Origin of the sequence: Motiliproteus sp. SC1-56, assembly GCF_017309075.1 — a bacterium.
Classification (GTDB): domain Bacteria; phylum Pseudomonadota; class Gammaproteobacteria; order Pseudomonadales; family Balneatricaceae; genus Motiliproteus.
The window spans coordinates 1-26,170 of the sequence record NZ_JAEMGS010000017.1; the positions used below are offsets into that span (position 1 = coordinate 1).

General features: G+C 63.8%; 28 protein-coding genes. 16 read left to right on the forward strand and 12 right to left on the reverse strand.

Annotated features, from left to right (window positions below):
- Window positions 1–493 precede the first annotated feature (493 nt).
- Complete coding sequence (locus JGZ97_RS15880; RefSeq protein ID WP_207063683.1) at window positions 494–682, forward strand: hypothetical protein; 189 nt, start codon at window positions 494–496, stop codon at window positions 680–682.
- Between the two features lie 400 nt (window positions 683–1,082).
- Here JGZ97_RS15880 and JGZ97_RS15885 read toward each other — a convergent pair whose 3' ends face one another.
- The 6 genes from JGZ97_RS15885 to JGZ97_RS15910 form a co-directional block, all read right to left on the reverse strand.
- Window positions 1,083–2,408 carry an FAD-binding oxidoreductase gene (locus JGZ97_RS15885; RefSeq protein ID WP_207063684.1) on the reverse strand — a complete coding sequence of 442 codons (1,326 nt, stop codon included), beginning with the start codon at window positions 2,406–2,408 and terminating at the stop codon, window positions 1,083–1,085.
- Window positions 2,409–2,435: 27 nt separating this feature from the next.
- Window positions 2,436–3,149: an ABC transporter ATP-binding protein gene (locus JGZ97_RS15890; protein ID WP_207063685.1), complete on the reverse strand. Its 714-nt coding sequence runs from the start codon at window positions 3,147–3,149 to the stop codon at window positions 2,436–2,438.
- Window positions 3,149–4,039 (reverse strand): ABC transporter ATP-binding protein, encoded by an 891-nt coding sequence (locus JGZ97_RS15895; protein WP_207063686.1) that lies wholly within the window; start codon window positions 4,037–4,039, stop codon window positions 3,149–3,151. The genes JGZ97_RS15890 and JGZ97_RS15895 overlap by 1 nt, the downstream gene beginning before the upstream one ends.
- Before the next feature lie 65 nt (window positions 4,040–4,104).
- On the reverse strand, window positions 4,105–5,451 hold the full coding sequence (livM, locus tag JGZ97_RS15900) for a high-affinity branched-chain amino acid ABC transporter permease LivM (RefSeq protein ID WP_207063687.1): 1,347 nt from the start codon (window positions 5,449–5,451) through the stop codon (window positions 4,105–4,107).
- 2 nt (window positions 5,452–5,453) lie between these two features.
- A complete protein-coding gene (locus tag JGZ97_RS15905; protein WP_207063688.1) occupies window positions 5,454–6,371 on the reverse strand; it encodes a branched-chain amino acid ABC transporter permease LivH in 918 nt (305 codons plus the stop codon).
- Between the two features lie 148 nt (window positions 6,372–6,519).
- Window positions 6,520–7,644, reverse strand: coding sequence for a branched-chain amino acid ABC transporter substrate-binding protein (locus JGZ97_RS15910; protein ID WP_207063689.1), 1,125 nt, complete (start codon window positions 7,642–7,644; stop codon window positions 6,520–6,522).
- Between the two features lie 449 nt (window positions 7,645–8,093).
- On the opposite strand from JGZ97_RS15910, the gene JGZ97_RS15915 reads away from it, so the two are divergent.
- From JGZ97_RS15915 to JGZ97_RS15925, 3 genes are read left to right on the forward strand one after another with little or no spacing between them, the layout of a single operon-like run.
- Window positions 8,094–8,816, forward strand: a complete 723-nt coding sequence (locus JGZ97_RS15915) for a response regulator (RefSeq protein WP_207063690.1) — start codon at window positions 8,094–8,096, stop codon at window positions 8,814–8,816.
- A gap of 1 nt (window position 8,817) precedes the next feature.
- A complete protein-coding gene (locus tag JGZ97_RS15920) occupies window positions 8,818–9,621 on the forward strand; it encodes an ABC transporter substrate-binding protein (protein ID WP_207063691.1) in 804 nt (267 codons plus the stop codon).
- 51 nt (window positions 9,622–9,672) lie between these two features.
- The gene (locus tag JGZ97_RS15925; protein ID WP_207063692.1) at window positions 9,673–12,057 is read left to right on the forward strand and encodes an ATP-binding protein; all 2,385 of its coding nucleotides are present in this window, start codon (window positions 9,673–9,675) and stop codon (window positions 12,055–12,057) included.
- Window positions 12,058–12,191: 134 nt separating this feature from the next.
- On the opposite strand, the gene JGZ97_RS15930 is transcribed toward JGZ97_RS15925, so the two are convergent.
- Both JGZ97_RS15930 and JGZ97_RS15935 read right to left on the reverse strand, forming a co-directional pair.
- On the reverse strand, window positions 12,192–12,476 hold the full coding sequence (locus tag JGZ97_RS15930; protein ID WP_207063693.1) for an antibiotic biosynthesis monooxygenase: 285 nt from the start codon (window positions 12,474–12,476) through the stop codon (window positions 12,192–12,194).
- 168 nt (window positions 12,477–12,644) lie between these two features.
- Window positions 12,645–13,370 carry a ComF family protein gene (locus JGZ97_RS15935; RefSeq protein ID WP_207063694.1) on the reverse strand — a complete coding sequence of 242 codons (726 nt, stop codon included), beginning with the start codon at window positions 13,368–13,370 and terminating at the stop codon, window positions 12,645–12,647.
- Window positions 13,371–13,481: 111 nt separating this feature from the next.
- Between JGZ97_RS15935 and bioB the strand changes: the two genes are divergently transcribed.
- The 7 genes from bioB to JGZ97_RS15970 all read left to right on the forward strand — a co-directional run bounded on the left by bioB (window position 13,482) and on the right by JGZ97_RS15970 (window position 19,248).
- Window positions 13,482–14,534 (forward strand): biotin synthase BioB, encoded by a 1,053-nt coding sequence (gene bioB, locus JGZ97_RS15940; protein WP_207063695.1) that lies wholly within the window; start codon window positions 13,482–13,484, stop codon window positions 14,532–14,534.
- Entirely contained in the window at window positions 14,531–15,697 is a 1,167-nt protein-coding gene (bioF, locus tag JGZ97_RS15945) for an 8-amino-7-oxononanoate synthase (RefSeq protein ID WP_207063696.1), read from the forward strand. The genes bioB and bioF overlap by 4 nt, the downstream gene beginning before the upstream one ends.
- The gene (locus JGZ97_RS15950) at window positions 15,694–16,467 is read left to right on the forward strand and encodes an alpha/beta fold hydrolase (protein ID WP_207063697.1); all 774 of its coding nucleotides are present in this window, start codon (window positions 15,694–15,696) and stop codon (window positions 16,465–16,467) included. The genes bioF and JGZ97_RS15950 overlap by 4 nt, the downstream gene beginning before the upstream one ends.
- On the forward strand, window positions 16,467–17,276 hold the full coding sequence (gene bioC, locus JGZ97_RS15955) for a malonyl-ACP O-methyltransferase BioC (RefSeq protein ID WP_207063698.1): 810 nt from the start codon (window positions 16,467–16,469) through the stop codon (window positions 17,274–17,276). Before JGZ97_RS15950 ends, bioC begins: the two co-directional genes overlap by 1 nt.
- Before the next feature lie 53 nt (window positions 17,277–17,329).
- A complete protein-coding gene (gene bioD / locus JGZ97_RS15960; RefSeq protein ID WP_207063699.1) occupies window positions 17,330–18,025 on the forward strand; it encodes a dethiobiotin synthase in 696 nt (231 codons plus the stop codon).
- A 58-nt stretch (window positions 18,026–18,083) separates the two neighbouring features.
- Entirely contained in the window at window positions 18,084–18,362 is a 279-nt protein-coding gene (locus tag JGZ97_RS15965; RefSeq protein WP_207063700.1) for a hypothetical protein, read from the forward strand.
- A gap of 232 nt (window positions 18,363–18,594) precedes the next feature.
- Entirely contained in the window at window positions 18,595–19,248 is a 654-nt protein-coding gene (locus JGZ97_RS15970; RefSeq protein WP_207063701.1) for a putative metalloprotease CJM1_0395 family protein, read from the forward strand.
- A gap of 15 nt (window positions 19,249–19,263) precedes the next feature.
- Here JGZ97_RS15970 and JGZ97_RS15975 read toward each other — a convergent pair whose 3' ends face one another.
- Window positions 19,264–20,037, reverse strand: coding sequence for an alpha/beta fold hydrolase (locus JGZ97_RS15975; protein ID WP_207063702.1), 774 nt, complete (start codon window positions 20,035–20,037; stop codon window positions 19,264–19,266).
- Window positions 20,038–20,186: 149 nt separating this feature from the next.
- Here JGZ97_RS15975 and JGZ97_RS15980 point away from each other — a divergent pair, with 149 nt between their 5' ends.
- Together JGZ97_RS15980 and JGZ97_RS15985 are read left to right on the forward strand one after the other, a co-directional pair.
- Window positions 20,187–20,390, forward strand: coding sequence for a hypothetical protein (locus JGZ97_RS15980; protein WP_207063703.1), 204 nt, complete (start codon window positions 20,187–20,189; stop codon window positions 20,388–20,390).
- A gap of 40 nt (window positions 20,391–20,430) precedes the next feature.
- A complete protein-coding gene (locus tag JGZ97_RS15985) occupies window positions 20,431–21,033 on the forward strand; it encodes a YitT family protein (RefSeq protein ID WP_207063704.1) in 603 nt (200 codons plus the stop codon).
- A gap of 40 nt (window positions 21,034–21,073) precedes the next feature.
- On the opposite strand, the gene JGZ97_RS15990 is transcribed toward JGZ97_RS15985, so the two are convergent.
- From JGZ97_RS15990 to JGZ97_RS16000, 3 genes are read right to left on the reverse strand one after another with little or no spacing between them, the layout of a single operon-like run.
- Entirely contained in the window at window positions 21,074–21,922 is an 849-nt protein-coding gene (locus tag JGZ97_RS15990; protein ID WP_207063705.1) for a M23 family metallopeptidase, read from the reverse strand.
- The gene (gene xseA, locus JGZ97_RS15995; protein ID WP_207063706.1) at window positions 21,919–23,271 is read right to left on the reverse strand and encodes an exodeoxyribonuclease VII large subunit; all 1,353 of its coding nucleotides are present in this window, start codon (window positions 23,269–23,271) and stop codon (window positions 21,919–21,921) included. Before xseA ends, JGZ97_RS15990 begins: the two co-directional genes overlap by 4 nt.
- Before the next feature lie 55 nt (window positions 23,272–23,326).
- Window positions 23,327–23,935 carry an alpha-ketoglutarate-dependent dioxygenase AlkB gene (locus JGZ97_RS16000; RefSeq protein ID WP_207063707.1) on the reverse strand — a complete coding sequence of 203 codons (609 nt, stop codon included), beginning with the start codon at window positions 23,933–23,935 and terminating at the stop codon, window positions 23,327–23,329.
- Window positions 23,936–24,131: 196 nt separating this feature from the next.
- Here JGZ97_RS16000 and JGZ97_RS16005 point away from each other — a divergent pair, with 196 nt between their 5' ends.
- The 3 genes from JGZ97_RS16005 (at window position 24,132) to JGZ97_RS16015 (ending at window position 25,875) form a co-directional block, all read left to right on the forward strand.
- Entirely contained in the window at window positions 24,132–24,476 is a 345-nt protein-coding gene (locus JGZ97_RS16005) for a 4a-hydroxytetrahydrobiopterin dehydratase (protein ID WP_207063708.1), read from the forward strand.
- 90 nt (window positions 24,477–24,566) lie between these two features.
- Window positions 24,567–25,421 (forward strand): formyltetrahydrofolate deformylase, encoded by an 855-nt coding sequence (purU, locus tag JGZ97_RS16010; RefSeq protein WP_207063709.1) that lies wholly within the window; start codon window positions 24,567–24,569, stop codon window positions 25,419–25,421.
- 43 nt (window positions 25,422–25,464) lie between these two features.
- The gene (locus JGZ97_RS16015; RefSeq protein ID WP_207063710.1) at window positions 25,465–25,875 is read left to right on the forward strand and encodes a CBS domain-containing protein; all 411 of its coding nucleotides are present in this window, start codon (window positions 25,465–25,467) and stop codon (window positions 25,873–25,875) included.
- Window positions 25,876–26,170 lie beyond the last annotated feature (295 nt).

The following is a 26,170-nucleotide window of genomic DNA, read 5'->3' on the forward strand; positions in this document are numbered from 1 at the left end:
AGCTCCGTCTGCTTGCCGGAAAACGGGCATGCAGGCGGTGTGAAATGATCAAAAACCGGGTTATTACGCCGCAAATGCGGCTTGAGCAGCGGAGTAGCTCAGGAGATGGGACTTAATCGTAGGTTCCTTAACTTAACCCAGCTCTTGGAGCGATTATTTAGTCCTTTGGCGGTCATCATGGCCGCCTTTTTTTTAGGCTTTTCAACCCTCCCGGCGTATATGTGCTCCCTATGGAAGAGGCAGAAAAAATGTATTGGATTAGGAGCATTTGAAGTTAATAGGATTTAAAACCAGAACGCCGCTGATCCCGAGCGGATTCTCGAGGGGGTGGGTGGGCCTTTCCACTGGCCCGGAGCAGATACGGCAGGGGCCAAGGCGCGCCGCTGAATGCTTTCGCCACCCTTCACCTTTTATTTGAGTGGCCGTGTTCTTATCGCCAACGCAGCCGCTCAGCAGACCTGCGCATTTGGTTAAGACGATCCGGTGAATTCAAATGAAGATAGTGCAACACATCGATCTGCCCGAATACTGTTACTACATCAAGGGCGAGGACGCATCCGGGTACTGGGTGTTTCGCTACAGTGCCGCCTACCGCGGTGGCGCGGTTCCCGAGAGCCGGGTGGTTTACTACGGGCACAACAAGGAAGAGGCGTTGTTGTGGATCGAAGCGAACCCGGTCTGAGCGGACGCATCTTGCTTAGATAACCCGCCGCCAGCCGCCGTTTGATAAGTGATAAGGCGCCCCGGGGCCGGCGCCCAATCCGAAGGGATCGGTGTCCTCTGACAGATGCCACAGCGGGGCGCTGTCCCTCTCCGCGGACGATAAGCAACGGCAGCAGTGGCTTCCCTGGCGCCTGGCGGCTGCGCCAATATTCACACCGAATCTGTTCTGACTTTCTCGAAAAGGGAGGGGGAAGGGAAAGGGGCAAGGACAAGGGAAAGGACAAAGAACGGGGGCGCGCGGGTCGGCGTTGTCGGGCGCCAATGCCCGCACTCATCCTGCTGCGTTAAGTAACGCTGAGCCGTTAAGGCCGAGGGGCGGTCGCCTGCGGTGCCCCGCCCCGCCCCGCAAAGCTAACCTCCTAGGTGACGCGTTGATACGCATGGTAAAGATCGGAGCCGCGGGCATAGTACTGCTCGCGGATCGAGCGGCCCACGACCTGTTTCGGTTCGGTCAGGGGCAGCGGCAGGTCTTCGGCCGGCGAGCCGGTGACATAGTCTGCCATCGCCTTGCCCATGATGGTCCCGGGGCCGATGCCCCGGCCGCTGTAGCCGACGCAGGAGATCAGGTTCGGACCCAGTTGGTGGAGATGGGGCAGGTGGTCCGGTGAGAAGGCGATCGTCCCGACCCAGCCGTGGTGCCAGAATCCTGTCTCTCCCCTGGGCTTGATCTGCGGATACAGTTCCGGAAAGAGGCTCTTCACCCGATCTGCAGCCCACCCCTGGAGAAAGCGGGATCCGTTGTCGGGGAGCTGACCGATGCTGCCCAGAATCAGCCGGCCGGCCTGATCAAGCCGGATCGAGGTCATCACCTGGCGGGTGTCCCAGCAACCCTGCTTGCCGGGCAGTATTCTCTCCAGCACCGCATCCGGCAGGGGAGCGGTGGCGAACTGGAAGAAGTGCAGCGGTGTGAAGGTCTGCTGCAGCTCCCGGTAAGCGCCGCTCCCGTAGGCATTGGTGGCGAGAATGACCTTTTCTGCCTGGAGCGACCCGTCCGGGGTGCTGATAGACCAGCCCTGACCGTCCCGGGCCGGGGCCAGTCGCGTCACCGGCGAGCGGGTATAGATGCTGGCGCCAAGGCTCTTGGCCGCGCTCGCCAGGCCGCGCACGTAACCCAGCGGCTGGATGGTCCCGGCCCGGGGATCGAGAATCGCCCCGTGATAGCGTTCGGTGCCGGTCATCGCCGCGGTTGTGGCGGCATCCAGCAACTGCACCGGGGCGCCCCGCGCCTGCAGCTGCCGGGCCCGGTCGGTGAGTCCTTTCAGCCCGCTTTTGGAATGGGCGAGGTGAAGGGTGCCGTTGCGGGTCGCTTCGCAGGGGATGTCGAAGCGTTCGATCAGCGAAAACACCAGTTCCGGGGAGCCCCCCAGGATCCGGTCGAGCCGGTCGCCGTACTCTTTACCGAGCTGGGCGTCGATATCATCCGGGTTCATCCAGAGGCCGGCGTTGACCAGGCCGACGTTGCGGCCCGAGCCGCCGTAGCCGATTTCGCAGGCTTCCAGCACGCTTACCTTGAGCCCTTTCTCCGCCAGGTGAAGGGCGGCGGAGAGGCCGGTAAAACCGCCGCCGATGATGGCGACGTCGGCGCGGGTCGCCCCCTCCAGGGGCCGGGTGGGCGGAGCCGGGCAGGCGCTTGAGGCCCAGAGCGAGTCGGGCAGGCTAGAATGTGTCAGCGTGTTAGGGTCCATAGGCGTTTCCCAACCTCAATCTCGATATCAGTGGCCGCCCAGGTAGGCTTTGCGGACTTCGGGGTCAGCCAGCAGTTCGTCACCGCTGCCCGTCAGCTTGATGTTGCCGTTCACCAGCACGTAGCCGCGGTCGGCAAACTTCAGGGCATAGTTGGCGTTCTGCTCAACCAGGAAAATGGTGGTGCCCTCTTTGGCGATCATCTCCAGGGTCTCGAAGATCTTCTTGATCACCAGCGGGGCCAGCCCCAGGCTGGGTTCATCCAGCAGCAGCAGGTCGGGGCGGCTCATCAGCGCGCGGCCGATGGCCAGCATCTGCTGCTCGCCCCCGGACAGGGTGCCGGCGCGCTGGTGCTGCCGCTCCTTGAGGCGCGGGAAGAGTTCGTAGACGTGGGCCAGGACCGGGTCGTCCTTGTCGGCGGTACAGCCCGCCCCGCCCATCATCAGGTTCTCCTCGATGGTCATGGAGGAGAAGACTCGTCGCCCCTCGGGAACCAGGGCGATGCCCAGGTTGCCCACCTGGTGGGTGGCCAGGCGGGTCAGCTCTTCGCCCTTGAAACGGATGCTGCCGTTCTTGGGTTTGGGCTGCCCGAACAGGCTCATCAGCAGGGTCGACTTGCCGGCGCCGTTGGCGCCGATCAGGGTGACGATCTCGCCCTTCTTGATCTCGACGTTGACATCCCGCAGCGCCTGCACCGGCCCGTAACAGACGTCGAGATTGCGTACTTCAAATAGATTGCTCATTACAGCGCCACTCCTGTTTCGTAATCCGCACCCAGGTACGCGGCCAGCACCGCCGGGTCGTTCTCAACGTGCTGGGGGGTGCCGGCCGCAATGACCTCGCCGTGGTCGAGGACGACGATGTGGTCGGAGATATCCATGACCATGCCCATGTCGTGCTCGATCAGCAGTACCGCCACGTCGTGCTCCCGGCGCAGCATCTGGATCATCTCGCTCAACGCCTTGGTTTCGTTGGGGTTCAGGCCCGCGGCGGGCTCGTCGAGGCAGATCATCTTCGGCTGCGTGCACATCGCCCGGGCGATCTCCAGGCGCCGTTGATGGCCGTAGGGCAGTTCACCGGCGAGGCGGTTGGCGTCCTCCCCGAGCCCCATCTTGTCGAGCCAGTAAAAGGCCCGGTCGACCGCCGTGTGCTCGGATTTGAGGTAGCTGCCGGTACGCAGGAAGCCGCCCACTACGTTGCGGTCCAGGCCCGTGTGCTGGGCAACCAGCAGGTTTTCGATGGCGGTCATCTCGTCGAACAGGCGGATGTTCTGAAAGGTGCGCGCCACGCCTGCCAGGGCGACCCGGTGGGAGCCGCCCAGCATCTTGTAATAGAGGCGGGTGGAGAACGCCCGCGGATCGGTCAGGTCGGTGGCCTTGAAGGGACCGCCCAGGACCTGGATCAGGTCCACGGAGCTGTTGCCGCTGTTGAAGCGGATAGCCCCGCTGGTGGCCCGGTAGAAGCCGGTGATGCAGTTGAACAGGGTGGTTTTGCCGGCGCCGTTGGGACCGATGATGGCGGTGATGGAGCCGGGGAGTACGTTCAGGCTGGCGCTGTTGAGCGCCAGGATACCGCCGAAGCGCATGCTCAAATCAGACACTTCGAGCAGGGGTTGAGTGGTTGTAGGCTGCATGTCAATCTCCTGAAAAGCTGCGGGCGCTTGGGCCCGCTCAAGCCTGTGGTCGAAAGGGCGCAGGGTCAGAGACTCTGGCCCGCGCTGGCTGCATGCAGCGGCTGCGCTTCACCGGGGCGGGTGTAAACCGGGCGAGGCCGCTTGAAGGCCTTGCGGCGGATCTGCAGCAGGCCCCGGGGGCGCCAGATCATCATCAGCACCATCACCACGCCGAACACCAGTACCCGGTAGTCGGCGAATTCGCGCAGCATCTCCGGCACCAGGGTGAACACGAAGGCGGCGATGATGACGCCGACGATCGACCCCATGCCGCCCAGCACCACGATCGCCAGGATCAGCGCCGATTCGAAGAAGGTGAAGGAGGTGGGGTTGACGAACCCCTGGTAGCTGGCGAAGAACACGCCGCCGATACCGGCGGTCATTGCCCCCATCATGAAGGCGGAGAGCTTGACCGTGACGTGGTTGATCCCCAGCGAGCGACAGGCGATTTCGTTTTCCCGCAGCGCTTCCCAGGCCCGTCCCATCGGCATGTTGCGCAGCCGGTGGACGAAGAGGGTGAGCGCGACGACGATCACGAACAGCACCAGGTAGATCAGCAGGTACTTGTAAAAGCTGGAGTATTCAAGGCCGAAGTACTCGTGGAAGGGAATGCCGCCCTCCTTGGCCTTGCGGGTGAACTCGAGTCCGAACAGGGTGGGGCTGGGGGCCCGCACGCCGTTGGGGCCGCCGGTAAAGTCCAGCCAGTTGTTGAGAACCAGGCGGATGATTTCCCCGAACCCGAGGGTGACGATGGCCAGGTAATCACCGTGCATGCGCAGCACCGGGAAGGCCAGGATGCAACCGGCCAGGGCCGCCAGAACCGCGGCCACCGGAATGGCGGTCCAGAAGCCGAGCCCCCAGTACTGGGCGCCCAGGGCGATCACGTAGGCGCCGACGGCGTAGAAGGCGACGAACCCCAGGTCAAGCAGACCGGCGAAGCCCACCACGATATTGAGCCCCAGGCCGAGCAGAACGTAGATCAGGGCCAGGATCAGGATCGTCAGCCAGTACTTGCTGACCAGGAAGGGGGCGCACAGGCCGGTGATGATGGTCAGCAGGATCAGGACCTTCCAGCGAACCTGCGAGTCACCGGGCTGTTCCACGGTAACGCCCCGGTGGGAAAAGTCCATCAGGCGCTCGCGCAGCTGGCGCACCGCGGGAAGGCAGCCTGACAGGGTCAGCAGAAACCGGCCCAGGGCGACGATGCCGGCCATCAGGAAGGGGCGGTCCAGGTGGAAATCGAGTCCGTAGCCGTCCAGGATCAGCCCGTTCATCGGCCCGAAGACAATCAGGGCGATTACGCCGGCAAAGGCTGCGTCACGCAGGCCCCTGAGGGCGGTCTTGGAAAAGTTGTATTGTTCGGTATGGCTCATGACTACACCTTCTCGACCAGGGGTTTGCCCAGCAGGCCGCTGGGTTTGAAGATCATCACCAGCACCAGGATGGAAAACGCGAACACGTCCTTGTAGTCGGTGTTGATGAAGCCGGAGAACAGCGACTCGGAGAGTCCCAGGATCAGCCCGCCGAGCATGGCCCCGGGCAGCGAGCCGATGCCGCCGAGCACGGCGGCGGTGAAGGCCTTGATGCCGACGATAAAGCCGACGTAGAAGTCAAAGGAGCCGTAGGTCAGGGTGACCAGCATGCCGGCGATGGCGGCCATGATGGCGCCGATGACGAACACCGAGGAGATGGTGAAATCGGTGTTGATTCCCAGGATGCTCGCCATGGTGCGGTCCTGCTGGGTGGCGCGGCATTTGCGCCCGTAGGCGGTGCGCTGGATCAGGAAGGTCAGGGCGCCCATGCTGACGGCGGATACCGCGATAATCATCATCTGCATGTAGGTGATCTGGAAGAAGGCGTTGTCGTCGCCGAAGCGCAGCGCGCCCTCGATCAGGGTGGGCACCGATTGGGTGCCCGCGCCCTGGCTGATCTGGGCATAGTTTTGCAGTATCAGCGAGACGCCGATGGCGGAGATCAGCGGTGCCAGGCGGGTGGAGTTGCGCAGCGGGCGGTAGGCCACGTGCTCAATGGACCAGCCGTAGACGGCGGTAATGGCCATGGTGATCATCAGGGTGCAGACGATCACCAGGGGCACGGAATCCAGCCCAAAGGAGAATAAAAGGGCCATGAAGATGGCGGCCAGGTAAGCGGAGATCATGTAGATATCGCCGTGGGCGAAATTGATCATGCCGATAATGCCGTAAACCATGGTGTAGCCCACGGCGATCAGTCCGTAAACGGATCCCAGGGTGAGACCGTTTACCAGCTGTTGAAAAAGAATGTGAAAGTCCATAGTCGCCTCGACTAATCGTTATTATGTAGGGGGCGATCCGGCGGAGCCCGGTCCGTGTGGGCGGGGCACCGCCTGTCTCAGACGATGCCCCGCCGAGACCGGGTGAAGCGCTGTTGGAGCCGCTCACCGGTCGGTTGAGGCGCGGGGCCTAGTTGGCCTTGGCGTAGCTGCCGTCCTGGTTCCAGCGGTAGACAGCGTAGTCAGAGCGGGTCAGGTCGCCCTTGGCGTCCCACTTGCGCTCGCCCATGATGGTCTTGGCAGAGTGGGCTTTGAGCCACTCGGCCACTTTCTCGCCGTCGGTGGTGTCGGCGCCGTCGATGCCCTGGGCGATCGCCTGCACGGTGGAGTAGGCGTAGAGGGTGTAGCCCTCGGGCTCGAAGCCCTTGGCGCGGAACTCGGCAACCACCTGCTTGCCTTCGTCGAAGGTGCGCGGGTCGCGGCCGAAGGTCATCATGATGCCGTCCACGTTCTTGCCGCCGCCCGCCGCGGGCATCAGGTCTTCGGATACGATGCCGTCGCCGGAGAAGAAGGTGCCGTCGACGCCCTGTTCACGCAGCTGGCGAACCAGGGGGCCGGCTTCGCTGTGCAGCCCGCCGAAGTAGATCACGTCCGCATCGGCTGCCTTGATCTTGGTAACGAGGGCGTTGAAGTCTTTCTCGCCGCGGGTCAGCCCCTCGTACAGGACTTCCTTGGTGCCGATCTTGTTCAGGTGGGCCTTCATGGCGTCAGCCAGGCCCTGACCGTAGGTGTCCTTGTCGTGGATCACCGCCACGCGCTTGGCGTTCAGGTCGTTGACGATGTACTCGGCGGCGACGATGCCCTGCTGGTCATCCCGGCCGGTGTTACGCAGTACCACGCTCAGGCCGCGATCGGTGACCGCGGGGTTGGTGGAGCCCGGGGTGACCATGACCACGCCGGCGTCCTCGTAGATTTCAGAGGCGGGCAGGGTGGATGAGGAGCAGAAGTGACCGACCACACCGGCCACGCCGTCGACTTCTACCATGCGGTTGGCAACTGCCAGGGCCTGCTTGGGTTCGCAGGCGTCGTCCCCTTTCACCAGCTCAATCTGCTTGCCGTCGATGCCGCCGTTGCTGTTGATCTTTTCGGCGGCCAAGGTGGCCCCTTGCCAGAGCTGAACGCCGAAGTTGGCGTAGGCGCCGGTATGGGGGCCGGCGACGCCAATTTTGATCGTCTCGGCGGATGCAATACCGGCTGAGAGACTGGCGGCGACAGCGGCAGATACTGCTAAACGCTTGAACTGCTTGGATATCATTATTGATGCCCTCGTTTCTGTTTTTGTTGTAGGGGCGCCCACTCCCAGGAGAATGAGCCGGTTGCCTGCAAAGCGGCCCGCCATTCTCGTCGCTTATTTTTGGACGCTCCTAGTTCTACCAAATACAGAAAGGCGAAAAGCAAACGCGAGGTAACAGTATGTAGCCTCCCTGTAACACTGGGAGGTCCGCCTCGGGTGGGCGTTGTCTCTCTGCGATGCGCGCTATTGCCCGCCTCGTCTGGGGTCCGGGGGAGAGATGGCAGAGGGTTTGGTGTCGTGAACGACGTGTTAACAAAGGTGACAGGTTGTAAACGCGATGTAAACGATGGTTGCCCTGCCGTCACGATTAGGCGATGCTACGGCGCAAAAGGTGGCCCTGGTGAGTCTCCGTTTCAGGGGCGGAACCAGGCGTCGGTCGCCTGTCATAATAAGAAATTCGGGGCTGTGTAATGAGTGTATCTGAGGCGAGCATACTGGTCGTTGATGACTCTGAAGTGACTCGCAACATGTTGATCAGTTACTTCGAAGAGGAGGGGTACCGGATCCTTGGTGCGGAAACCGCCGAGGAAGCCGAAGAGTGCTTAGCCCGAGAGGCGATCGACCTGGTGCTGTTGGATATTCGCCTGCCGGGCAAGGATGGTCTGACGCTCACTCGGGAGCTGCGCACCAAATCCGAGATCGGCATCATCCTGGTGACCGGGCGGCAGGATGAGATCGACCGCATCATCGGCCTGGAGTGCGGCGCGGACGAGTACGTCACCAAGCCGTTCAACCCCCGCGAAATACTGGCCCGGGCAAAGAACCTGATCCGCCGGGTGCAGAAAACCAGGCAGCAACACCCCGAGAGCCGGACCGCCGCGGTTCAGCAGATCGGTGAATGGTCCCTGGACTCGCACCGGCGGCTATTGAGCGACAAGGCGGGTGACTCGATCCAGTTGACCGAGGGCGAGTTTCAGCTGCTGTCGGTCATGATGGAGAACGGCGGCCAGACCATGTCCCGGGATCAACTGATGGAGAGGCTCAAGAACCGCTCCTGGAACGCCTCCGACCGCACCATCGACGTGCTGATCGGCCGCCTGCGGAAAAAACTGCGGGATGACCCCTGCAGCCCCCGCATCATCGTAACCGTGCACGGCGCGGGTTACCTGTTCTCTCCCTGCGAGCCCTGCTGATATGGCGCGAAACCGCACGCGGGCGGCACGGGTCGGCCTGGGGATTCTGGCCCTGTGGATTGCGCTCAGCGGCCGCGCCCTGGCACAGGCCGCGTCAAACGACGTCTCTGCCTGCGGCATTCCCGTTTACCCACCGCTCTCCTGGGTTGAGTCCGGGTCGATTCGGGGAGTGGCGCCCACGCTGGTCAAGAAGGTGTTCGAAGGGCTGGGGTACAAGGTGCACCTCAACCAGGTCGGCAACTGGAAGCGCTGCCTTCGGGAGGTGGAGGAGGGGCACATCGACATCGTGGTGGGGCTTTTTTACCATGAAGCGCGGGAGCGCTACCTGGTTTACTCGACCGCCCCGATCATCGAAGAGCCGATGGTCTTTTTTTACAACAAGGCGCGTCCGGTGCGATTTGATCGATGGGAGGACCTCAAGGGACTGCGGGTCGGGATGCTTCTGGGGGATACCTTCGGCGCCGAGGCCGACGAGAAGATCGAGCGCTTTATGAGCGTCGAGCGGGTCTCCAGTGGCGAGCAGAATTTCGGCAAGCTGATGTACGGTCGAATCGACCTGATGCCTCTGGGACTCTACGGCGGATCGCTGCAGGCGCAAAAAATGGGGTATGGCGAGGAGATTGATCACCTCGATCGCCCCCTGGCCAGCGACTTCTGGTACGTGGGGATCTCGAAAAAGTCGCCGCTGGTGAAGCATATCCCCCATCTCAATAACGAGATTACACGCATGAGCCAGAACGGTGAAATTCAGGCGCTGATGGACCGATTCAGCGCCGAATATATTCTTCCCACCGTCATTCCTTAACGCCAGCCCATCCTATTCACCGCGTTGTACGCCTGGATCAAGGCAAGAATCATGGATCAATTCAAACCGTCGCCCTACGTGACCAAAGCCTTTAATTACAAACAAGAACACCCGCTGGCATACCGCATTCTCAAGAGCTTCCTGTTGTTCGGGGTGGCCCTCTCCCTGGTCTCGGCGACGGCCCAGGTCTACCTGGACTACCTGAAGGAGCGCAGCAGTTTAGAGAGTCGCCTGTCCCTGATCGAGTCGGCCTATGTCGACGGGCTGAAGAAGAGCCTCTGGGACATGGACCAGGAGCAGGTTCACCTTCAGCTCCAGGGCATTCTCAATTTTCCCGATATCCACACCGTGAGTCTGGCCACCGACTTCTGGCCCGAGGACATCGTCCTCGGAGAGCCCCTCCCGGCGGGCGACCAGGGCGCCGAGGCGGTCAAGTTCCATATCGGCTACGCGCCGCCCACCGGTGAGAGCGACCGACTGCTGGGGGTACTGACGGTCTACAACGACCAGAAGGCCATTCGCCTGCGGCTGGCCAGTTCTGCCCTGGAGATATTCACCTCCCAGACCCTGCTGATTCTGATCATCGGCCTGACGCTGCTGGTCATCTTCCATTTCCAGGTCACCCGTCACCTGGAGAGCATGGCCCGCTACACCCGCCGGATCGAAGCGGGCCTGCTGGATCAGCCCCTGGAACTGGTCAGCAAATGGCGCTACGAGAGCCCGGACGAACTCGATGAAGTGGTGAGCGCGCTCAACGACATGCGTCTGGCGATTATCGAGGAGAATCGCCGGCGCGACGAAGCCGAGGAGGCGTTGGTCTACAACCGCGACCAGCTCAAGGAGCTGGTTCATCGCCGTACCCAGAGCCTGCTGAGCGCCAAGGACGCGGCGGAAAGCGCGAACCGGGCCAAGAGCCAGTTCCTGGCCACCATGAGCCACGAGATTCGCACCCCCTTGAATGGCATCCTGGGGATGGTTGAGCTGCTGGGCCGCTCGGCGTTGACCGAGGACCAGCGCCATAAGCTCGACACCATCTGCGGCTCCGGCGAGGCGCTCCTGGAAATCCTCAACGGTTTGCTGGATTACGCGCGGCTGGAGGAGGGGGCGTTTTCACCGCAAGTGAGCGAGTTCTCCTTGAGCGAGCTGGTGGAGTCCACCTGCCACCTGTTTTTTGCCCAGGCCGAAGAGCGGGGGATCAGCCTTGAGCGGGCGATCGACGGCGAGGTGGTCGATACCTGCTATGCCAGTGTCGGCGGGTTGCGGCAGATCCTCTCCAACCTGATCGCCAACGCCATCCGCTTTACCGAAGAGGGGGGGGTGTCGGTCAGGGTGCGGCAGCTCGGCCTGAGCGACGCGGGGGAGGAGAACCCGGCGAAACAGGCGTTGCGCTTCGAGGTTCAGGATACGGGCATCGGCATTCCTGAATCCCACCGCGAGCGCATTTTCGAACGCTTTACCCAGGCCGACGAGAGCATCACCCGCCGTTATGGCGGTACCGGCCTCGGACTGGCGATCACCCGCAAGCTGGTGCTGGCGATGGGGGGCACCATCGGCGTGGACAGCACAGAAGGCGAGGGCAGCTGTTTCTGGTTCGAGATCCCGATGGCGATCGGAGGGGCGCTGGCCATCGCGGCCGATCAGGTGGCGGATAAGCCCGGTGCCGACCCGCGACCCAATGCCACGCTTCGTATCCTGCTGGTCGAAGACATGCCCATCAATCAGCAGGTCTCGATCGGGCTGTTGAGCGATGACGGCCATGACGTCGAGCTGGCCACCGATGGTTTGCAGGCGCTTGAACTGGCCGGGGTCGAGTCCTATGACCTTATTCTGCTGGATGTGCACCTGCCGGGATTGAGCGGGATAGAGGTGGCAAAACGGATCCGGTCAAACCCCGGGGCGAACCGCCACACACCTATTATCGCGCTGACCGCCAGCGTTCAGCCTCAGGAGGTGCGTCTCTACCTGGAAAGCGGCATGAATGGGGTGGTTCCCAAGCCGCTGAAGATGTCCGTTCTGTACGAGTCCATCGCCCAGTGTCTGGACGGCGCTGTGGCGCCGGCTCCGGTCGAGCCGCCCGTGGATGCCGAGACGCTGCTGGATGCGGACCTGTTCAAGGCGCATATCAGCGCCCTCGGAGAACAGCGCCTGCGCACCCTGGTGTCCGTGTTTCAGAAAAACAGTGAGGAGCACTACGAGCAGCTCAGACAGCGTATTGAACAGGCCGATTTCTACGAGGTGGCGGAGCTTGCGCACCGTCTGGCCGGCGATGCCGACACCCTGGGAGCAAAGGCCATGGCGCGGGTGTTGAGGGCCATGGAACAGGACGCCGGTCAGGAGCTGGCGGATTCGGTGGCCGTGAATTTCGACCGGCTGCGACAGCTTATTCCCGACAGCTTGGCTGAGCTCGAGCGACAACTTAAGATGCAGATCGGGTAAAACAGGGGTCGGCTAAAACAGGGGGCCGGTTAAGAGAAAGGTCGGTTAAGAGATCGAGCGGCGGGTCGCTTGCCCTGGCGCCCGGTTAGTTTTCGCGGTGCAGACTATTCAAGGGGGTGGGTTAAGGGCCTAGCTCAAGGGCTTGGCTCAACAATCTGGGTGATTTGAACCTGATAGGATTCATACCACTTGGCTTTGCCCAGCGCCTGCGCCTGCCGGTGTTCCGGGTCCTGGCCCCAGGCCTTGATGTGAGCGAGCGAAGGCCAGTAAGAAATGGCGATCTCCTGTTGGCCCTCGGTACAGGCGGTGAATTCGGTGCAGCCATACTCCGCGAGGGCCAACTCCCTTAACCGGGCGGCCGTGGTCGAGTAGCTCGAATCGAGCGTTTTGATTTTTGCCTTAAATATCACTGCATACATTAACGTGCTCACTCCTTTAGAACCCCTGGCTTCGCGGCGGCGCGGCGATGGGGCGCGCTCTGCCATCCAGCTGTTATCCAGGCTGCGATCAACAATATTGGTTGCCCGTGGGGCACGCAACTGCCTTCTCGCCTTGTCGGGGGGAGCGCTGTCCCCGGCGCTTATCCCTCAGGATCGGTTCGCCGGGCCCGGGGTGCGGGCCAGGCACCAGGCGTCGATCCGTTCGACACCCTGGCGGCGAAACGCCTGGGCCAGCAGGTCCAGGGTGGTGCCGGTGGTGATCACGTCATCCACGAGGGCGATGTGGCGGGCGCGAAAGCCCGGCTTGACGGTAAAGGCCCGGCGCAGGTTGCGGCGCCGATCCCGGGCGCTGAGGCCCTGCTGGTGGGGTGTGTGGAGCCGGCGCTCGCAGCAGCGGGGGGCGACGGCGATGGCCAGTTGGCTGCCCAGCAGACGGGCCCAGACTTCGGCCTGGTTGTAACCGCGCTGGCGCTCTCTGCGCGAATGCAGGGGCACCGGTACCAGCAGCTCCGGCGGTTCGGCGGCGATGGCGCTTGCGTGGCGCTGGATAAACAGGTCGCGGGCCAGGTTGAACAGCCCCAAGTCCCCGTCCTGCTTGATCCCCGCCACCAGGTGGTTGACCGGATACTGATAGCGCAGGGGCGAGAGGGTGCGGGTAAACGCCGGCGCGCTTTTCAGGCAGCGTCCGCAACGCCGTTCAGCGCTGTCGTTCGGCAGGGGTTCGGCGCATTGCGAACAGAAACTCTCCAGCCAGGGAAGGTCGCGGTGACAGCCCGGGCAGAGTCGCTCGGAACTGAGCTGGCCGCAAAGCGCACAGAGCGTCCTCGGAACGAATTGATCAAAAAGCGCTCTACAGTAAACCGATGTTTTCATGCCGGGTTGACAGGCTCTCCGCTTTGCCTATGATGGGCACCCGTACGGGCCCGTTTGGATTCAAGTGTAGACGGAGCCCCTTTTTCGACTTTAAAAGAGGCAGGATTCACCATGCAGCCGCAGCCACATACTCCCCGTCACGACTGGACCGCTGAAGAAGTGGAGGCGCTGTTCGCGCTGCCTTTCAACGAGCTGCTGTTCCAGGCCCAGACGGTCCATCGTCAGCATTTCGATCCCAACGAGGTGCAGGTCAGCACCCTGTTGTCGATCAAGACCGGCGCCTGCCCTGAAGACTGCGCCTATTGCCCGCAGAGCGCCCACTACGACACCAGCCTTGAGAAGCAGCGGCTGATGGAAGTGGAGGCGGTGCTGGCCAAGGCGCGGCAGGCCAAGGAGGCCGGCTCTACCCGCTTCTGCATGGGAGCAGCCTGGAAACACCCCACCGACCGCGATATGCCCCACGTGCTGGAGATGGTCAAAGGGGTCAAGGCGCTGGGCCTTGAGACCTGCATGACCCTGGGTATGCTCAAGCCGCACCAGGCCCAGGAGCTGGCGGAGGCGGGGCTGGATTACTACAACCACAACCTGGATACGTCGCCCGAGTTTTACGACAAGATCATCACCACCCGCACCTACGAGGACCGCCTCAATACCCTGGGGCACGTGCGCGATGCCGGCATGAAGATCTGCAGTGGCGGCATTCTCGGCATGGGCGAGACCGCCAGCGACCGGGTCGGCCTGCTGTGCCAGCTGGCCAACCTGCCGCAACAGCCCGAGTCCGTGCCTATCAACATGCTGGTCAAGGTCAAGGGCACGCCCCTGGAGAACGTGGAGGACCTGGATCCCCTGGAGTTCATCCGCAACATCGCCGTGGCGCGGATCATGATGCCCCGGTCCCACGTGCGCCTCTCCGCCGGGCGCGAGTCGATGTCCGACGAGCTGCAGGCGATGGCCTTCTTCGCCGGCGCTAACTCCATCTTCTACGGCGAGTGCCTGCTGACCACCCCCAACCCCGAGACCCACCGCGACCTGCAGCTGTTCAAGCGCCTGGGGATCAACGTCGAACAGCGCATCGAAGCCTCCGACGAAGAGCAGGAACAGGCCCTGGTGCGCGATCTGCAGGCACAGCAGGACGACGCCCTTTTCTACGACGCCTCGGCATGAGTGACTTTGACGGGCTGAGCGATGCCCTTGAGGCCCGCCGGGCCCAGCACCTGTACCGTCGCCGCCGGGTGCTGGAGTCGGCCCAGGGGCCCAAGGTGCGGGTCGATGGCCGCGACTACCTGGCGTTTTGCAGCAACGACTACCTGGGGCTGGCCGCCCACCCGGCGCTGAAGCAGGCGTTCGTCGAGGCGGCCGAGCGTTACGGGGTGGGCAGCGGTGCCTCGCACCTGGTCAACGGACACAGCCGGCTCCACCACGAGCTGGAAGAGGCGCTGGCGGAATTTACCGGCCGGCCCCGGGCGCTGCTCTTCTCTACCGGCTACATGGCCAACCTCGGCGCGGTCAATGCCCTCATCGGCCGGGGTGACGGGGTGTTCGAGGACCGTCTGAACCACGCCTCGCTGCTGGATGCCGGCCTGCTCAGCGGCGCCCGTTTTCAGCGCTATCTGCACAACGACCCCGAGAGCCTGCAAAAGCGTCTGGCCGGCAGTCAGGCGGCGCGCAAGCTGGTGGTCACCGACGGCGTGTTCAGCATGGACGGCGACCTGGCGCCGCTGCCGGCACTCGCCAGGGTGACCCGCGAGACCGGGGGCTGGCTGATGGTCGACGATGCCCACGGGTTGGGCTGTCTCGGGGAGCGGGGTGCCGGTTGCGTGGAGCACTTTAACCTGGACACCGATGCGGTGCCGGTGCTGGTCGGCACCCTTGGCAAGGCCTTCGGCACCGGCGGGGCCTTCGTCGCCGGCAGCGAGGCGCTGATCGAGAGCCTGATCCAGTTCGCCCGTCCGTACATCTATACCACCGCCATGCCGCCGGCGGTGGCCGGGGCCACCCTGGCCAGCCTTAAGCTGGTTCGCGAGGGGCAGGATCGCCGGCAGCAGCTGTCTGCCCTGATCGCCCGTTTTCGAACGGGTACGGAGCAGCTCGGGTTTGAGCTGATGGCATCGGCCACGCCGATCCAGCCCATCCTCGTGGGGGAGGCGTCCCGGGCGCTGGCACTGGCCGAGGCCCTCGAAGAGCAGGGCATCTTCGTCGGGGCGATCAGGCCGCCCACGGTGCCCGCCGGTAGCGCGCGCCTGCGGGTGACCCTGAGCGCGGCCCACAGTGAGCGCGACGTGGACCGGCTGCTGGCGGCACTGGAGCAGGCGAGGGGACGTCGATGAGCGAGTTGCACGTTGAGCGCTACCCCCAGCCCGAGGCGCCGGCGCTGGTCCTGGTGCATGGCTGGGGCATGCACAGCGGGGTCTGGTCCGACTGGCTGCAGGCCCTGAAACCCCATTTCGACCTCACCCTGGTGGACCTGCCGGGCCTCGGGCGCAGCAGCGGCTTGCCGGTGGAGGCCTATACCCTGGAGGTGCTGGCGGACCGGCTGGCCGCGGTGATGACCCGGCCTGCGATCTGGCTCGGCTGGTCCCTGGGGGGATTGGTAGCCGCGCAGGTGGCCCACAGGCACCCAGGCAAGGTGCGGGGGCTGGTCACCCTGGCGACGAATCCCTGTTTCGTGGTCTGCCCGGATTGGTCTCATGCCATGCCCCGGGCCACCTTTGACCGCTTTTCCCTGGACTTGGAAGCTGACTGGCGCCAGACCCTGAACCGCTTCGTGATGCTGCAGGGGCAGGGGGATGAGCAGGCGCGACCGGTGATTCGCGCCCTCAAGGGGGCAGTGGAGCTCTACCGGGAGCTGCCGCCGGCCCAGCTGGGCCCCGCGCTGATGTTGCTGGACGGGGACTACCGCCCCTGTTTCGCCGCGCTCGATTGCCCGCGCCTGCACCTCTTCGGCGCCGAGGACCAGCTGGTCCCGGCCGAGGTGGCCAGCCAGCCGCCGCTGGCGCCCCATGCCCAAGTATTGCCGGGGGCGGGCCATGTCCTTTTTCTTTCCTGTCCCCAGCGGGTGCTTGACGCCCTGTTGGCCTTCAGCCGGGAGCTGGCTTGATGACGGACGCGGTTCAGTGCGCCGAGACGGCGATCGACAAGCGCCGGGTGGCGGCCTCCTTCAGCCGTGCCGCGGCCAGCTACGACAGCGTCGCCAACCTGCAGCGCCGGGTCGGACACAGCCTGCTGGAGCGGGCGCCCGCTGTCGCGTCCGGCCGCGTGCTGGATCTTGGCTGCGGCACCGGCTACTTCAGCCGGCAGCTCGCGGACGCTGCCGATAACCGCCAGGTCGTCGCCCTGGACCTGGCCGAGGGCATGCTCCAATACGCCCGCCGCGAGCGTCCGCATTCGCGCATTCAGTGGTTGTGTGGTGATGCCGAGCAGATTCCCCTGGCGACGGGCGCTGTGGACGGGGTCTTTTCCAGTCTGGCTATCCAGTGGTGCCGCCAGCTGCCCCAGCTGTTCCAGGAGCTGGCCCGGGTGCTGCGCCCCGGGGGGCAGGTGGCGATAGCCACCCTGGGGCCCGATACCCTGTGGGAGCTGCGCGAGGCCTGGCGTCAGGTGGACCACTACGTGCACGTCAACCGCTTTGATCAGGCCGCGTCGCTGCGGGCAGCGCTGCCGCAAAATCTCGAGCTGGAGGTCTTTGACGAGGAGCGCATCGAACTGGGTTACCGGGAGCTGCGGACCCTGACCGGCGAACTCAAGGGGCTGGGGGCGCACAACGTCAATGCCGGCGGCATGCAGGGCTTGTCGGGGCGCCGCCGCATCCAGGCGTTTCGCGCCGCCTACGAGGGGTTTCGCAACGACGCCGACCTGCTGCCCGCCACCTATCAAGTTTATTACCTGGTGGCCCGGCGCCGGCCCTGACTTCAGGGCATCGCCTGGCCATCCGTTCTGCCAATATTTGAGGAGATTCACGAGTGGGCCTGCGTTTTTTTGTTGCCGGTACCGACACCGGTGTGGGTAAGACCCATGTCACGGCCGCGTTGCTGGAGGCGAGCGCCCGCGGCGGATACCGCTGCGCGGGCCTGAAGCCGGTGGCCGCCGGTGCGGAATCCACCGCCGAAGGCTTGCGCAACGAGGACGCGCTCTTGCTGCAGCGCCACGCCTCTTATCCGCTCGCCTACGAGCAGATCAACCCGGTGTTGCTGGAAGAGGCTATTGCCCCTCACATCGCCGCCGAGCGGGCCGGCAAGCGGCTCTCGGCCGAGCGCCTGGTGGGGTACTGCCGCGGGGTGATGATGCAGCCTTTGGATCTGCTGCTGGTGGAAGGGGCTGGGGGCTGGCGGGTTCCCCTCAACAGCGTGGAGACCCTGGCCGAACTGCCCAAACGCTTACAGCTGCCCTGTATTCTGGTGGTGGGCATGCGCCTGGGCTGTATCAACCATGCCTTGCTGAGTGTCGAGGCGATCCGTGCGGACGGGGTTCCCCTGGCCGGCTGGATCGCCAACCGGGTGGACCCCGGCATGGACTGCTATCAGGAGAACCGGGATACCCTGACGCGCATGCTGGGGGCGCCGCCGCTCGCCGAGCTGCCCTTTTCCCCACAGGGGGACATCGTTGCTACCGCGCAACACCTGGAACCCATGGTGAGCCGGCTGCTGGCGAAAAAGTGACCGTTCCGCCCGGCTGACGTATACTGCCTCCACTCCTGTGTTGTATGAGGATGCCTCCATGCAGATCGGATCTATTTCAACCAACGTTCAGGGCCTTTTGGGTAACAGCAATACCGGTGTTGACGGTTCCCAGCGCACGGCGACTGAAATTTCCGCCAGTGGAAAGCCCGACGACAGTGCCGAGGCCAGCGGCAAGGTGAGCAGCAGCGAAGCGGTGCTGCCTGCTGCCCAGAGCCTTGGTGAAACCGCGGTGGATTCAAACCAGGCGGCTCCCCAGACCCAGGTCATTACCAGCGCCGATGAGGTGCTGGGCACCAACCTCGACACCACGGCCTGATGTGACTCTTGAGCGCAGGTAACGGGCCTTGCTTGTCGCGAGCGGTGTCAATCTAACCATCCCCTATCTTCAGGTTCAGGCGGCGCCAAGGGCGTCGGGCGCCGAGGGCTTGTCGTCCGCGAACACGGAAGCAGGACGCCCTGACGCCGGTCTGCCAGCCCCCAATCGAGATCAACCACTTTCAGTCAGCCGGGCCACCCGCCCGACCGATGGCTCAGACCTGTCTCAGTCGGTGAGTGAAACGGCTTCCAACTCCGAAAAAACGGCCGCTGCCCCTCGGGGAGAAGCCCTGGATTCGGGTACGAAGAGCGCTCGGGATCTGGAGGCAGCCGAGCTGGCCCAGGTGCGTGAGCTGGCGCGCATCGACCGCGAGGTGCGGGCCCATGAGGCCGCCCATGCCGCGGCTGGCGGCGCCCTGGCCGGGGCCCCCAGGTACCAGCTGACCCGCGGGCCGGACGGGCGTCTTTACGCCACCGCGGGCGAGGTTAATATCGACACCGGCCGGGTGAACGGTGACCCGGAGGCGACCCTGGAAAAAGCCCGCACGATCATTCAGGCCGCCCTGGCTCCGGCCAATCCGTCACCCCAGGATCTGCGGGTGGCCGCCGAGGCCCAGGCGATGATGGTGGCCGCCCAGGCTGAGCTCGCACTGCAGGAGGCCGAGGAGAAAGCCCAGGCGAATGCAGAGGGAGAGCCGTCCGCGGGGGGACGGGGGGCTGACTCCGCCGCGGAGGGGCCAAGCCGTTTTGAGCAGGGACTCGCCGAGTTGGCCGATCAGCGCCGGGCGCTGAACGAGCGCGTCAACGGCGTGCAGCAGCGGCTGATCGACGCAGGGGCGGTTGAAATGATGCGGGCTGAGGGGGCCTTTCTGGACCTGGTGGTCTGATCAGCCCCGCAGGCGTCAGGCGGACTGGAGAAATTTCAGCACCAGCTGGGTAAAGAGCGCCGGCTTCTCGGCGTGGGGCCAGTGTCCGACGCCGGCCATGATGCGGGCCCGTGCGGCGGGAAACAGGGCCTCGATCGCGGGGCGGTGGGTCTCCTGAATGTACTCCGATGCGCCGCCCTTGATGAACAGGGTGGGGCCTTTGTAGCATCCTTGAGCTCTGGGCGCCTCCGGCGCCGCGGCAATGTGCTCGTACTCGCGCTGCAGCACCTTCAGGTTCACGCGCCAGGCGAACTTCCCTTCCTCCCGGTAGAGGTTTTTCAGCAGGAACTGCCGTACGCCCGGGTCCGTCACGTGGGCTTTGAGGCGTTCTTCCGCCTCGCCCCGGCTCTGCAGCGTGGCCAGGGGGACCGAGAAGAGGCCGTCGAATACCTCCATGTGCCGGGGCGGATAGACCACCGGGGCGATATCCGCGACGATCAGCCTAGCGACGCGTCCGGGGTGGGCCAGCGCCAGCTGCATGGCCACTTTGCCGCCCATGGAGTGGCCCAGTACCGCCACCTGCTCAAGCCCCTGGTCGTCGAGAAACTCCAGCACATCGTCCGCCATCGCCGGGTAGTCCATGCGCTCGCTCCAGGGGGAGCGGCCGTGGTTGCGAAGGTCCAGGGCGAAGACGCGAAAGTGTTCGCTGAGGGTGCGGACTTGTCCTCCCCAGTTCTCCAGTGTGCCGAACAACCCGTGCAGAATTACCAGGGGCTCGCCTTCGCCGCTGACCTTGTAATGCAATTTCATCGCGTCCTTCCTTACCGGTTTTTCAGTTTCCGCGCGCTGTGGAGTGGGCGAGTATACCAGTTCGGCGCAGCAGCCCGGCTGTTCACTATCTGCTTTGACTGTTAAAAATAATTGACTTACCATCGGCGCCATTAACGGGAGTCTGTCGAATGCAATGCCTGCTGGAAAAAATGGTCGCTCATTGGGGCTGGTGTTGCTCGGCAGGCTGCCGTTATGTCTCTATCATGCACGGGATCAGCTCGCGCTTTGTCGAAAGCTTTCGAGTCAACAGCCTGCTGGCCCGCACCAACCCTTCTCATCTTTTGCCCCTGAGCCTGGAGTCCCGCTCCAGCGCTGACTGCCGTCGCCTCTGATTCGCAGCAGCAGTAAGTCATTTTTTGCGGGAGTTTTCTAATGAAACAACAGGTACAGGGCCTGATCGCCCTGGTTGAGGGCTGTTTTCTGGCCGCTCTGGGCGTGGTTTTTCTTCAACAAAGCGGTTTGGTAGGGGGCGGCACCACGGGGCTGGCCCTGCTGGCCGACGGGCTGATTCCCACGCTGAGCTTCGGGCCGCTGTTTTTTCTGATCAACCTGCCGTTTTACTGGCTGGGCCTGCGCTACCTGGGGCGTGCCCTCATCCTGCGCACCTTTATTTGCGTCACCCTGATGGCGCTGATGACCGAGGGGCTGCAACTGGTCAGGCTGGAGGTGCCTTATCCGTTGCTGAGTGCGGTTATCGCCGGTCTGCTGCTGGCCTTCGGCATGTCGATACTGTTCAAGGCGGGGGGCTCGCTCGGGGGCATCAACATCCTGGGGCTGTTTGCTCAGCAGCGCTTCGGGGTGGCGGCCAGCCGGGTGATTCTGGCTACTGACCTGATGATTATGCTCGGATCGCTGTTGCTCTTTGGCTGGCAGGTGGTGCTGTACTCGGCAGTCTGCGTGACGGTGCTCGGGTTCACCCTCGGTCGCCACTTCAAACCCGCCAAGCGGGCACCGGTGGAAGCGCGCACCGCCTGACCGTCCAGCGCCGGCGGTGCGGTGGCGCATCGATGGCCGTCTACTGTGCCTCGTCTTCCATGAAGAGACGGGGGTCGACCCGGGCGTCGTTGAGGCTCACTCCCCAGTGCAGGTGCGGGCCGGTGGCGCGACCGCTGCTGCCCACGGTACCCAGGGTGTCGCCGGTATCGAGCTCGTCGCCAACGGTTACGCTGATCTCCTCCATGTGGCAGTACATGGTGGTCAGCCCCAGGCCGTGATCGAGGATCACGGTGCGGCCGTTGAAAAAGTAATCGCCGGTGGCCACTACCCGTCCCGGGGCGGGGGCCTTGATGGGGGTCCCCCGGGGCGCGGCGATATCCAGCCCGCTGTGGGGCCGGCGCGGCTGGTCGTTGAAGAACCGGCGCAGGCCGAAGGGGCTGCTATAGGGGCCTTCGGTCGGCTTTTCCAGCCGGGTCACCGGTGCGGCGCTGGGTGACCAGCTCTCCAGCGCCTGCAGGATTTCCACCTTCTCACGTTGAATTCGCTCCAGGTCGAGCGGGGTCGGATTGACCTGGCGCTTGTTCTTCAGGGTGATCCGCTGCTCTTTGTAGGTCTTGGGCTCCACGTTGATGGCCACCTCTTCGCCTTCCACCCAGATCTGGGTCGTGCCCGGTTGAAGGGAGAGGGGCAGTCCGATCAAGGCCACCCAGGGCGCCTGTTCCGCGTATTCAGTCTGCTCTGAGGGGACGACCATGACCGGGTGGTCCTGAAAACGCACGTCGGGCCGCTGCTCAGCCTGGGTGTTGTCGAGGGGGAGGTGCATTACCCCGCCGGGGACCGGCGCGTGGGTCGGCAGCTCCAGTGCTGCCGCGGGCCAGGCCAGCAGGGCGAGCAGGGGGAGGGGGAGAACGTTGAGCAATCGGGTCATGGGTTGGGCTCCTTGCTGAGCGGCTGGCAGGTGGTCACGCGGCAGGCCAGAGAACCGCGGGCGAGGCGGGCGGTGATCTGATCCCCGGGGGCGACCTGTTCGCAATCACGCACCACGTTCCCCTCGGCATCGCGGACGATGGCGTAGCCGCGGTCAAGGGTCGCCAGGGGGCTGACGGCGTTCAGCGCCTGGGCCTGGGCCGCGAGTCGCAGCCGCAGCCGTTCGAGGCGGTGGACCTGGCTGGCCTGCAGGCGTTCTTCCAGCTCTCGCCGCCGGGCTTGCAACTGCTGCACGCGACCTACAGGCAGACAGCGTAGCAGGCGCGCTTGCAGCTGGGACAGCCGCTGGCGCTGCTGGTTCTGCTGTTGCCGGGCCAGGCGCTTGAGTCGCAGTTCCAGGTTGTCCAGGCGCTGTGCCTGTTCCTGCAACCGCTGTCCCGGGTGTCGGAGCCGCTGGCGCAACCCCCGCAGTTGCTGGTGGCGCAGCCGCGCCTGCTGCTGCCAGCGACCGAGCAGCCGCGCCTCCAGGGCCTGGAACTGTTGCAGCCAGTGGCTGGCGTCGGGGCTGACCAGCTCGGCGGCGGCGGAAGGGGTTGGGGCGCGCAGGTCGGCGACAAAGTCGCTGATGCCAAAATCCACCTCGTGCCCCACGGCGCTGACCACGGGAATCTTGCTGGCATGAACTGCCCGCGCGACCCCTTCGTCGTTGAACGGCCACAGGTCTTCCAGCGAGCCGCCGCCACGGGTGAAGATCAACACGTCGCAGCGCCGGTCGCGGTTGGCCAGCGCCAGCGCCCGAATCAGCTGGGCGGGGGCTTCTTCTCCCTGCACCGCGCTGGGATAGAGGGTGACCGGCAGGGCGGGAAAGCGGCGCCGCAGGACGCTCAGTACATCACGCAGAGCGGCCCCGGTGGGCGAGGTGATTACCCCCAGGTGCTGGGGCAGTTTCGGCAGCGGGCGCTTGTGGGCCGGGTCGAATAGCCCCTCGTTTTGCAGCTTGGTCTTGAGCTGCTCGAACGCCGCCTGCAGGGCGCCCGCGCCGGCCTCTTCGAGATAGTCGCCGATCAGCTGGAACTCGCCGCGCCCCTCGTAGAGGCTGACCTTGGCCCGCAGGCGCACCTGGTCGCCGTTTTGTGGGCGGTACTTGAGGAAGCGGTTACGGTTGCGAAAGAGGGCGCAGCGAACCTGGGCCAGACTGTCCTTGAGGGTGAAGTACCAGTGCCCGGAGCTGGGGCAGGCAAAGTTGGAGATCTCCCCCTCGACTTCGAGCATGCCAAACCCTTGTTCCAGCAGTTGGCGGGCTTCGCGGTTGAGCTGGCTGACGCTGATGGGTTGACTACTGACCGGCACGAAAAGCTCCTCGACGAATAGGGTGGGGCCAGTGTACCCCACGGGAGCGCGGGCTTCAGCCGCCGGGACCCGGAATTCGGTAGCGAAAGCTCAGGTTGATCCGTGGGGCCAATTGGCGGCGGCTCTTGGGAATGGCGTGCAGCCAGTGATGTTGGGTTGCCCCGGCCATGATCAGCAGGTCACCGCTGTTAAGCTCCAGCTGCAGCTTGTGTTCGGGTAGGTCGCGGTGGCGCAGGCTGAAGCGGCGGGATTGGCCCAGGCTGAGCGAGGCAATAACCGGCCTCGGCCCCAGGCTCTGTTCGTTGTCCCGGTGCCAGCCAACCCCGTCGCTGCCGTTGCGGTAGTAATTGATCAGCACGCTGTTGAAAGGGGTTTCGCAGGCCGCGCTGACCCGTTCTCGCAATGCCTGCAGTTCGTCGAACCAGGGTTCAGGCGACAGGTCGAGACCGGAGTAACGGTAGTCGGTGCCCGGGTCGCCATACCAGGCCTGCAGGCGGGGAACCGCCACGGGGCGGCCGAACAGAGTGATTTCATCCCGGCGCCAAGCCACCTTATTCTCGAGCGCTTGAAAAAAATGCTCGGCCTCATCGGTGCCGAGAAAGCCGCGGGCGTAATAGAGTTCGGCGTCGGGTAGGGCCAGGAGTTGCAGCCGTTCATCCTTCATGGCGTATCTCCTGCAGTCCTATGGCGGGTGTGGAGGAAAGGGGGCAAAGGGTCTTTGCAGTCTAACGCGGGCCGGCGCCGGGTGGACAGGCCCTGGGCGAGTTGTGTTCGCCGCGGCTTTGTACTATTCCCACAGGACAAAGCGCAAACGGGAAGCACGTCCCCCGCGTAACAGTGGCCGAACGAGGAGTGACGGGATGAGTAATTTGGATCAGCAGCAGTGTGAAGCCTGCCGGGCGGATGCGCCACGCGTCGAGGAGGACGAGGCGCGGGAGTTGATCAAAGCGATTCCGCAGTGGCAGATCGTCGAGATGCAGGGGGTGCCGCGGCTGGTACGCCGTTTCAGTTTCAAGAACTTTGCCCAGGCCCTGGGGTTCACCAATCGCGTCGGCGAAATGGCGGAAAGCCAGCAGCACCATCCCGATCTCATCACCCGCTGGGGTGAGGTGGAGGTCCACTGGTGGACCCACAAGATCAAAGGGCTGCACCGGAACGACTTTATCTGTGCCGCGCGTTGCGAACGCTTGTACGAGGGTGATTGAACGGGTGTTTCCAGGCTTGTAAGTTGTTAGTATGCGGTGATATTTTGTTTTTTTGGGCGCAAGGCCCGCCGCATCGAGACGTTGAATTATATGGAACCCAGGTACCGACTGGTCATCGCCTGCCCCGACCGGGTGGGCATTGTCGCCATGGTGAGTAACTTTATCTCCAGCCACGGCGGCTCCATCACCGAAGCCAGCCAGCATTCGGACAGCAGCACCGGCTGGTTTTTCATGCGTTATGAAATCAACGCCGCCAGCCTGGCGTTTTCTTTGGAAGAGTTGCGCAGCGGGTTCGAGCCTATTGCCCAGTCCTTCAACATGGAGTGGCGGCTGGAGAATGTCGCCCGCCCCAAGCGGGTCATGTTGATGGCCAGCCGCGAGGCACACTGCTTGGCGGATCTGCTCTATCGCTACCACAGCGGGGAACTCCACTGCGAGATCCCGTGCGTGGTCTCCAATCATGACGACTTACGTCGCATGGTGGAATGGCACGGTATCCCCTATCATCACGTGCCCGTAAGTCGCGAGCGCAAGGCCGAGGCGTTTGCCGAGGTGAGGCGACTGGTGGAGGAGAACGAGATCGACACCATCGTTCTGGCCCGCTACATGCAGATTCTGCCGCCGGACCTGTGTCAGGCCTACGCGCATCGGGTGATCAATATTCACCACAGCTTTCTGCCCTCGTTTGCCGGCGCCCGCCCTTACCACCAGGCTCACGAGCGGGGCGTGAAGCTCATCGGTGCCACCTGCCATTACGTTACCGAGGACCTGGATGCCGGTCCCATCATTGATCAGGACGTAATGCGCATCAGCCATACCGACGAAATCGAGGATATGGTTCGTCTTGGACGGGACGTGGAGAAGATGGTGCTGGCCCGGGGCCTGCGCTGGCACCTTGAGGACCGGATTCTGGTACACGGCAATAAGACGGTGGTTTTCAACTGAGCCGTCGCCGTGCACATAACTGTTGCGAGTAAGGAGTAACTCTATGTTGAGATCGGTGAAAGTACAGGATTACATGACCACCAAGCTGGTCACCTTCAAGCCCGATACCGACCTCTTTGAAGCGATCAACCGCCTGGCTGATTCCAACATCTCCGGGGCACCGGTGGTGGACGAGCGCGGCGCGCTGATCGGGATGATGTCGGAGGTGGACTGCCTCAAGAGCATTCTGCGCTACACCTATCACAACGAGGAGATGGGCGGCAAAGTCGGCGACTTCATGACCACCGACGTCGAGACGATCGCCCACGACGCCGACATCATTGCCCTGTCCGAGCAGTTTATCGCCGGCAAGCGGCGGCGTCTGCCGGTCATGAACGGCGGTAAGCTGGTGGGGCAGATCAGCCGCAAGGACGTGCTGCGGGCAGTCAAGGATTTCGTCGATTCCAAGTCCTGATCCCGGGTAGGGTTCTTCCCGACGCGCACGCTGTAAAAGAAGGGGAGATTTAGCTTCTCTTTCTGCATCCCTGTTTTGACGCTCCGCGCCACGGCTACTTGCCGTGGTGTGGAGCGTTTTTTCTTCTGGATACCGTCCAAAGGGTGATCTTAAGCCCGTTTTACAGGCTTTTCTCGCCCTTGGAACTTGAGCTCTGGGCCGCCGGTTGCGCCGATTTGAGTGACCTGGAGCAGGCAGGCTCACGGGCTTTTGTGTTAAGCTGCTCAGCAATGTTTCGACGTCGTTTTTCGGCTTC

Coding starts and splice junctions, on each gene's coding strand:
- JGZ97_RS15880 (WP_207063683.1), top strand. CDS start 494: ATGAAGATAGTGCAACACATCGATCTGCCCGAATACTGTTACTACATC.
- JGZ97_RS15885 (WP_207063684.1), bottom strand. CDS start 2,408: ATGGACCCTAACACGCTGACACATTCTAGCCTGCCCGACTCGCTCTGG.
- JGZ97_RS15890 (WP_207063685.1), bottom strand. CDS start 3,149: ATGAGCAATCTATTTGAAGTACGCAATCTCGACGTCTGTTACGGGCCG.
- JGZ97_RS15895 (WP_207063686.1), bottom strand. CDS start 4,039: ATGCAGCCTACAACCACTCAACCCCTGCTCGAAGTGTCTGATTTGAGC.
- livM (WP_207063687.1), bottom strand. CDS start 5,451: ATGAGCCATACCGAACAATACAACTTTTCCAAGACCGCCCTCAGGGGC.
- JGZ97_RS15905 (WP_207063688.1), bottom strand. CDS start 6,371: ATGGACTTTCACATTCTTTTTCAACAGCTGGTAAACGGTCTCACCCTG.
- JGZ97_RS15910 (WP_207063689.1), bottom strand. CDS start 7,644: ATGATATCCAAGCAGTTCAAGCGTTTAGCAGTATCTGCCGCTGTCGCC.
- JGZ97_RS15915 (WP_207063690.1), top strand. CDS start 8,094: ATGAGTGTATCTGAGGCGAGCATACTGGTCGTTGATGACTCTGAAGTG.
- JGZ97_RS15920 (WP_207063691.1), top strand. CDS start 8,818: ATGGCGCGAAACCGCACGCGGGCGGCACGGGTCGGCCTGGGGATTCTG.
- JGZ97_RS15925 (WP_207063692.1), top strand. CDS start 9,673: ATGGATCAATTCAAACCGTCGCCCTACGTGACCAAAGCCTTTAATTAC.
- JGZ97_RS15930 (WP_207063693.1), bottom strand. CDS start 12,476: ATGTATGCAGTGATATTTAAGGCAAAAATCAAAACGCTCGATTCGAGC.
- JGZ97_RS15935 (WP_207063694.1), bottom strand. CDS start 13,370: ATGAAAACATCGGTTTACTGTAGAGCGCTTTTTGATCAATTCGTTCCG.
- bioB (WP_207063695.1), top strand. CDS start 13,482: ATGCAGCCGCAGCCACATACTCCCCGTCACGACTGGACCGCTGAAGAA.
- bioF (WP_207063696.1), top strand. CDS start 14,531: ATGAGTGACTTTGACGGGCTGAGCGATGCCCTTGAGGCCCGCCGGGCC.
- JGZ97_RS15950 (WP_207063697.1), top strand. CDS start 15,694: ATGAGCGAGTTGCACGTTGAGCGCTACCCCCAGCCCGAGGCGCCGGCG.
- bioC (WP_207063698.1), top strand. CDS start 16,467: ATGACGGACGCGGTTCAGTGCGCCGAGACGGCGATCGACAAGCGCCGG.
- JGZ97_RS15965 (WP_207063700.1), top strand. CDS start 18,084: ATGCAGATCGGATCTATTTCAACCAACGTTCAGGGCCTTTTGGGTAAC.
- JGZ97_RS15975 (WP_207063702.1), bottom strand. CDS start 20,037: ATGAAATTGCATTACAAGGTCAGCGGCGAAGGCGAGCCCCTGGTAATT.
- JGZ97_RS15980 (WP_207063703.1), top strand. CDS start 20,187: ATGCAATGCCTGCTGGAAAAAATGGTCGCTCATTGGGGCTGGTGTTGC.
- JGZ97_RS15985 (WP_207063704.1), top strand. CDS start 20,431: ATGAAACAACAGGTACAGGGCCTGATCGCCCTGGTTGAGGGCTGTTTT.
- JGZ97_RS15990 (WP_207063705.1), bottom strand. CDS start 21,922: ATGACCCGATTGCTCAACGTTCTCCCCCTCCCCCTGCTCGCCCTGCTG.
- JGZ97_RS16000 (WP_207063707.1), bottom strand. CDS start 23,935: ATGAAGGATGAACGGCTGCAACTCCTGGCCCTACCCGACGCCGAACTC.
- JGZ97_RS16005 (WP_207063708.1), top strand. CDS start 24,132: ATGAGTAATTTGGATCAGCAGCAGTGTGAAGCCTGCCGGGCGGATGCG.
- purU (WP_207063709.1), top strand. CDS start 24,567: ATGGAACCCAGGTACCGACTGGTCATCGCCTGCCCCGACCGGGTGGGC.
- JGZ97_RS16015 (WP_207063710.1), top strand. CDS start 25,465: ATGTTGAGATCGGTGAAAGTACAGGATTACATGACCACCAAGCTGGTC.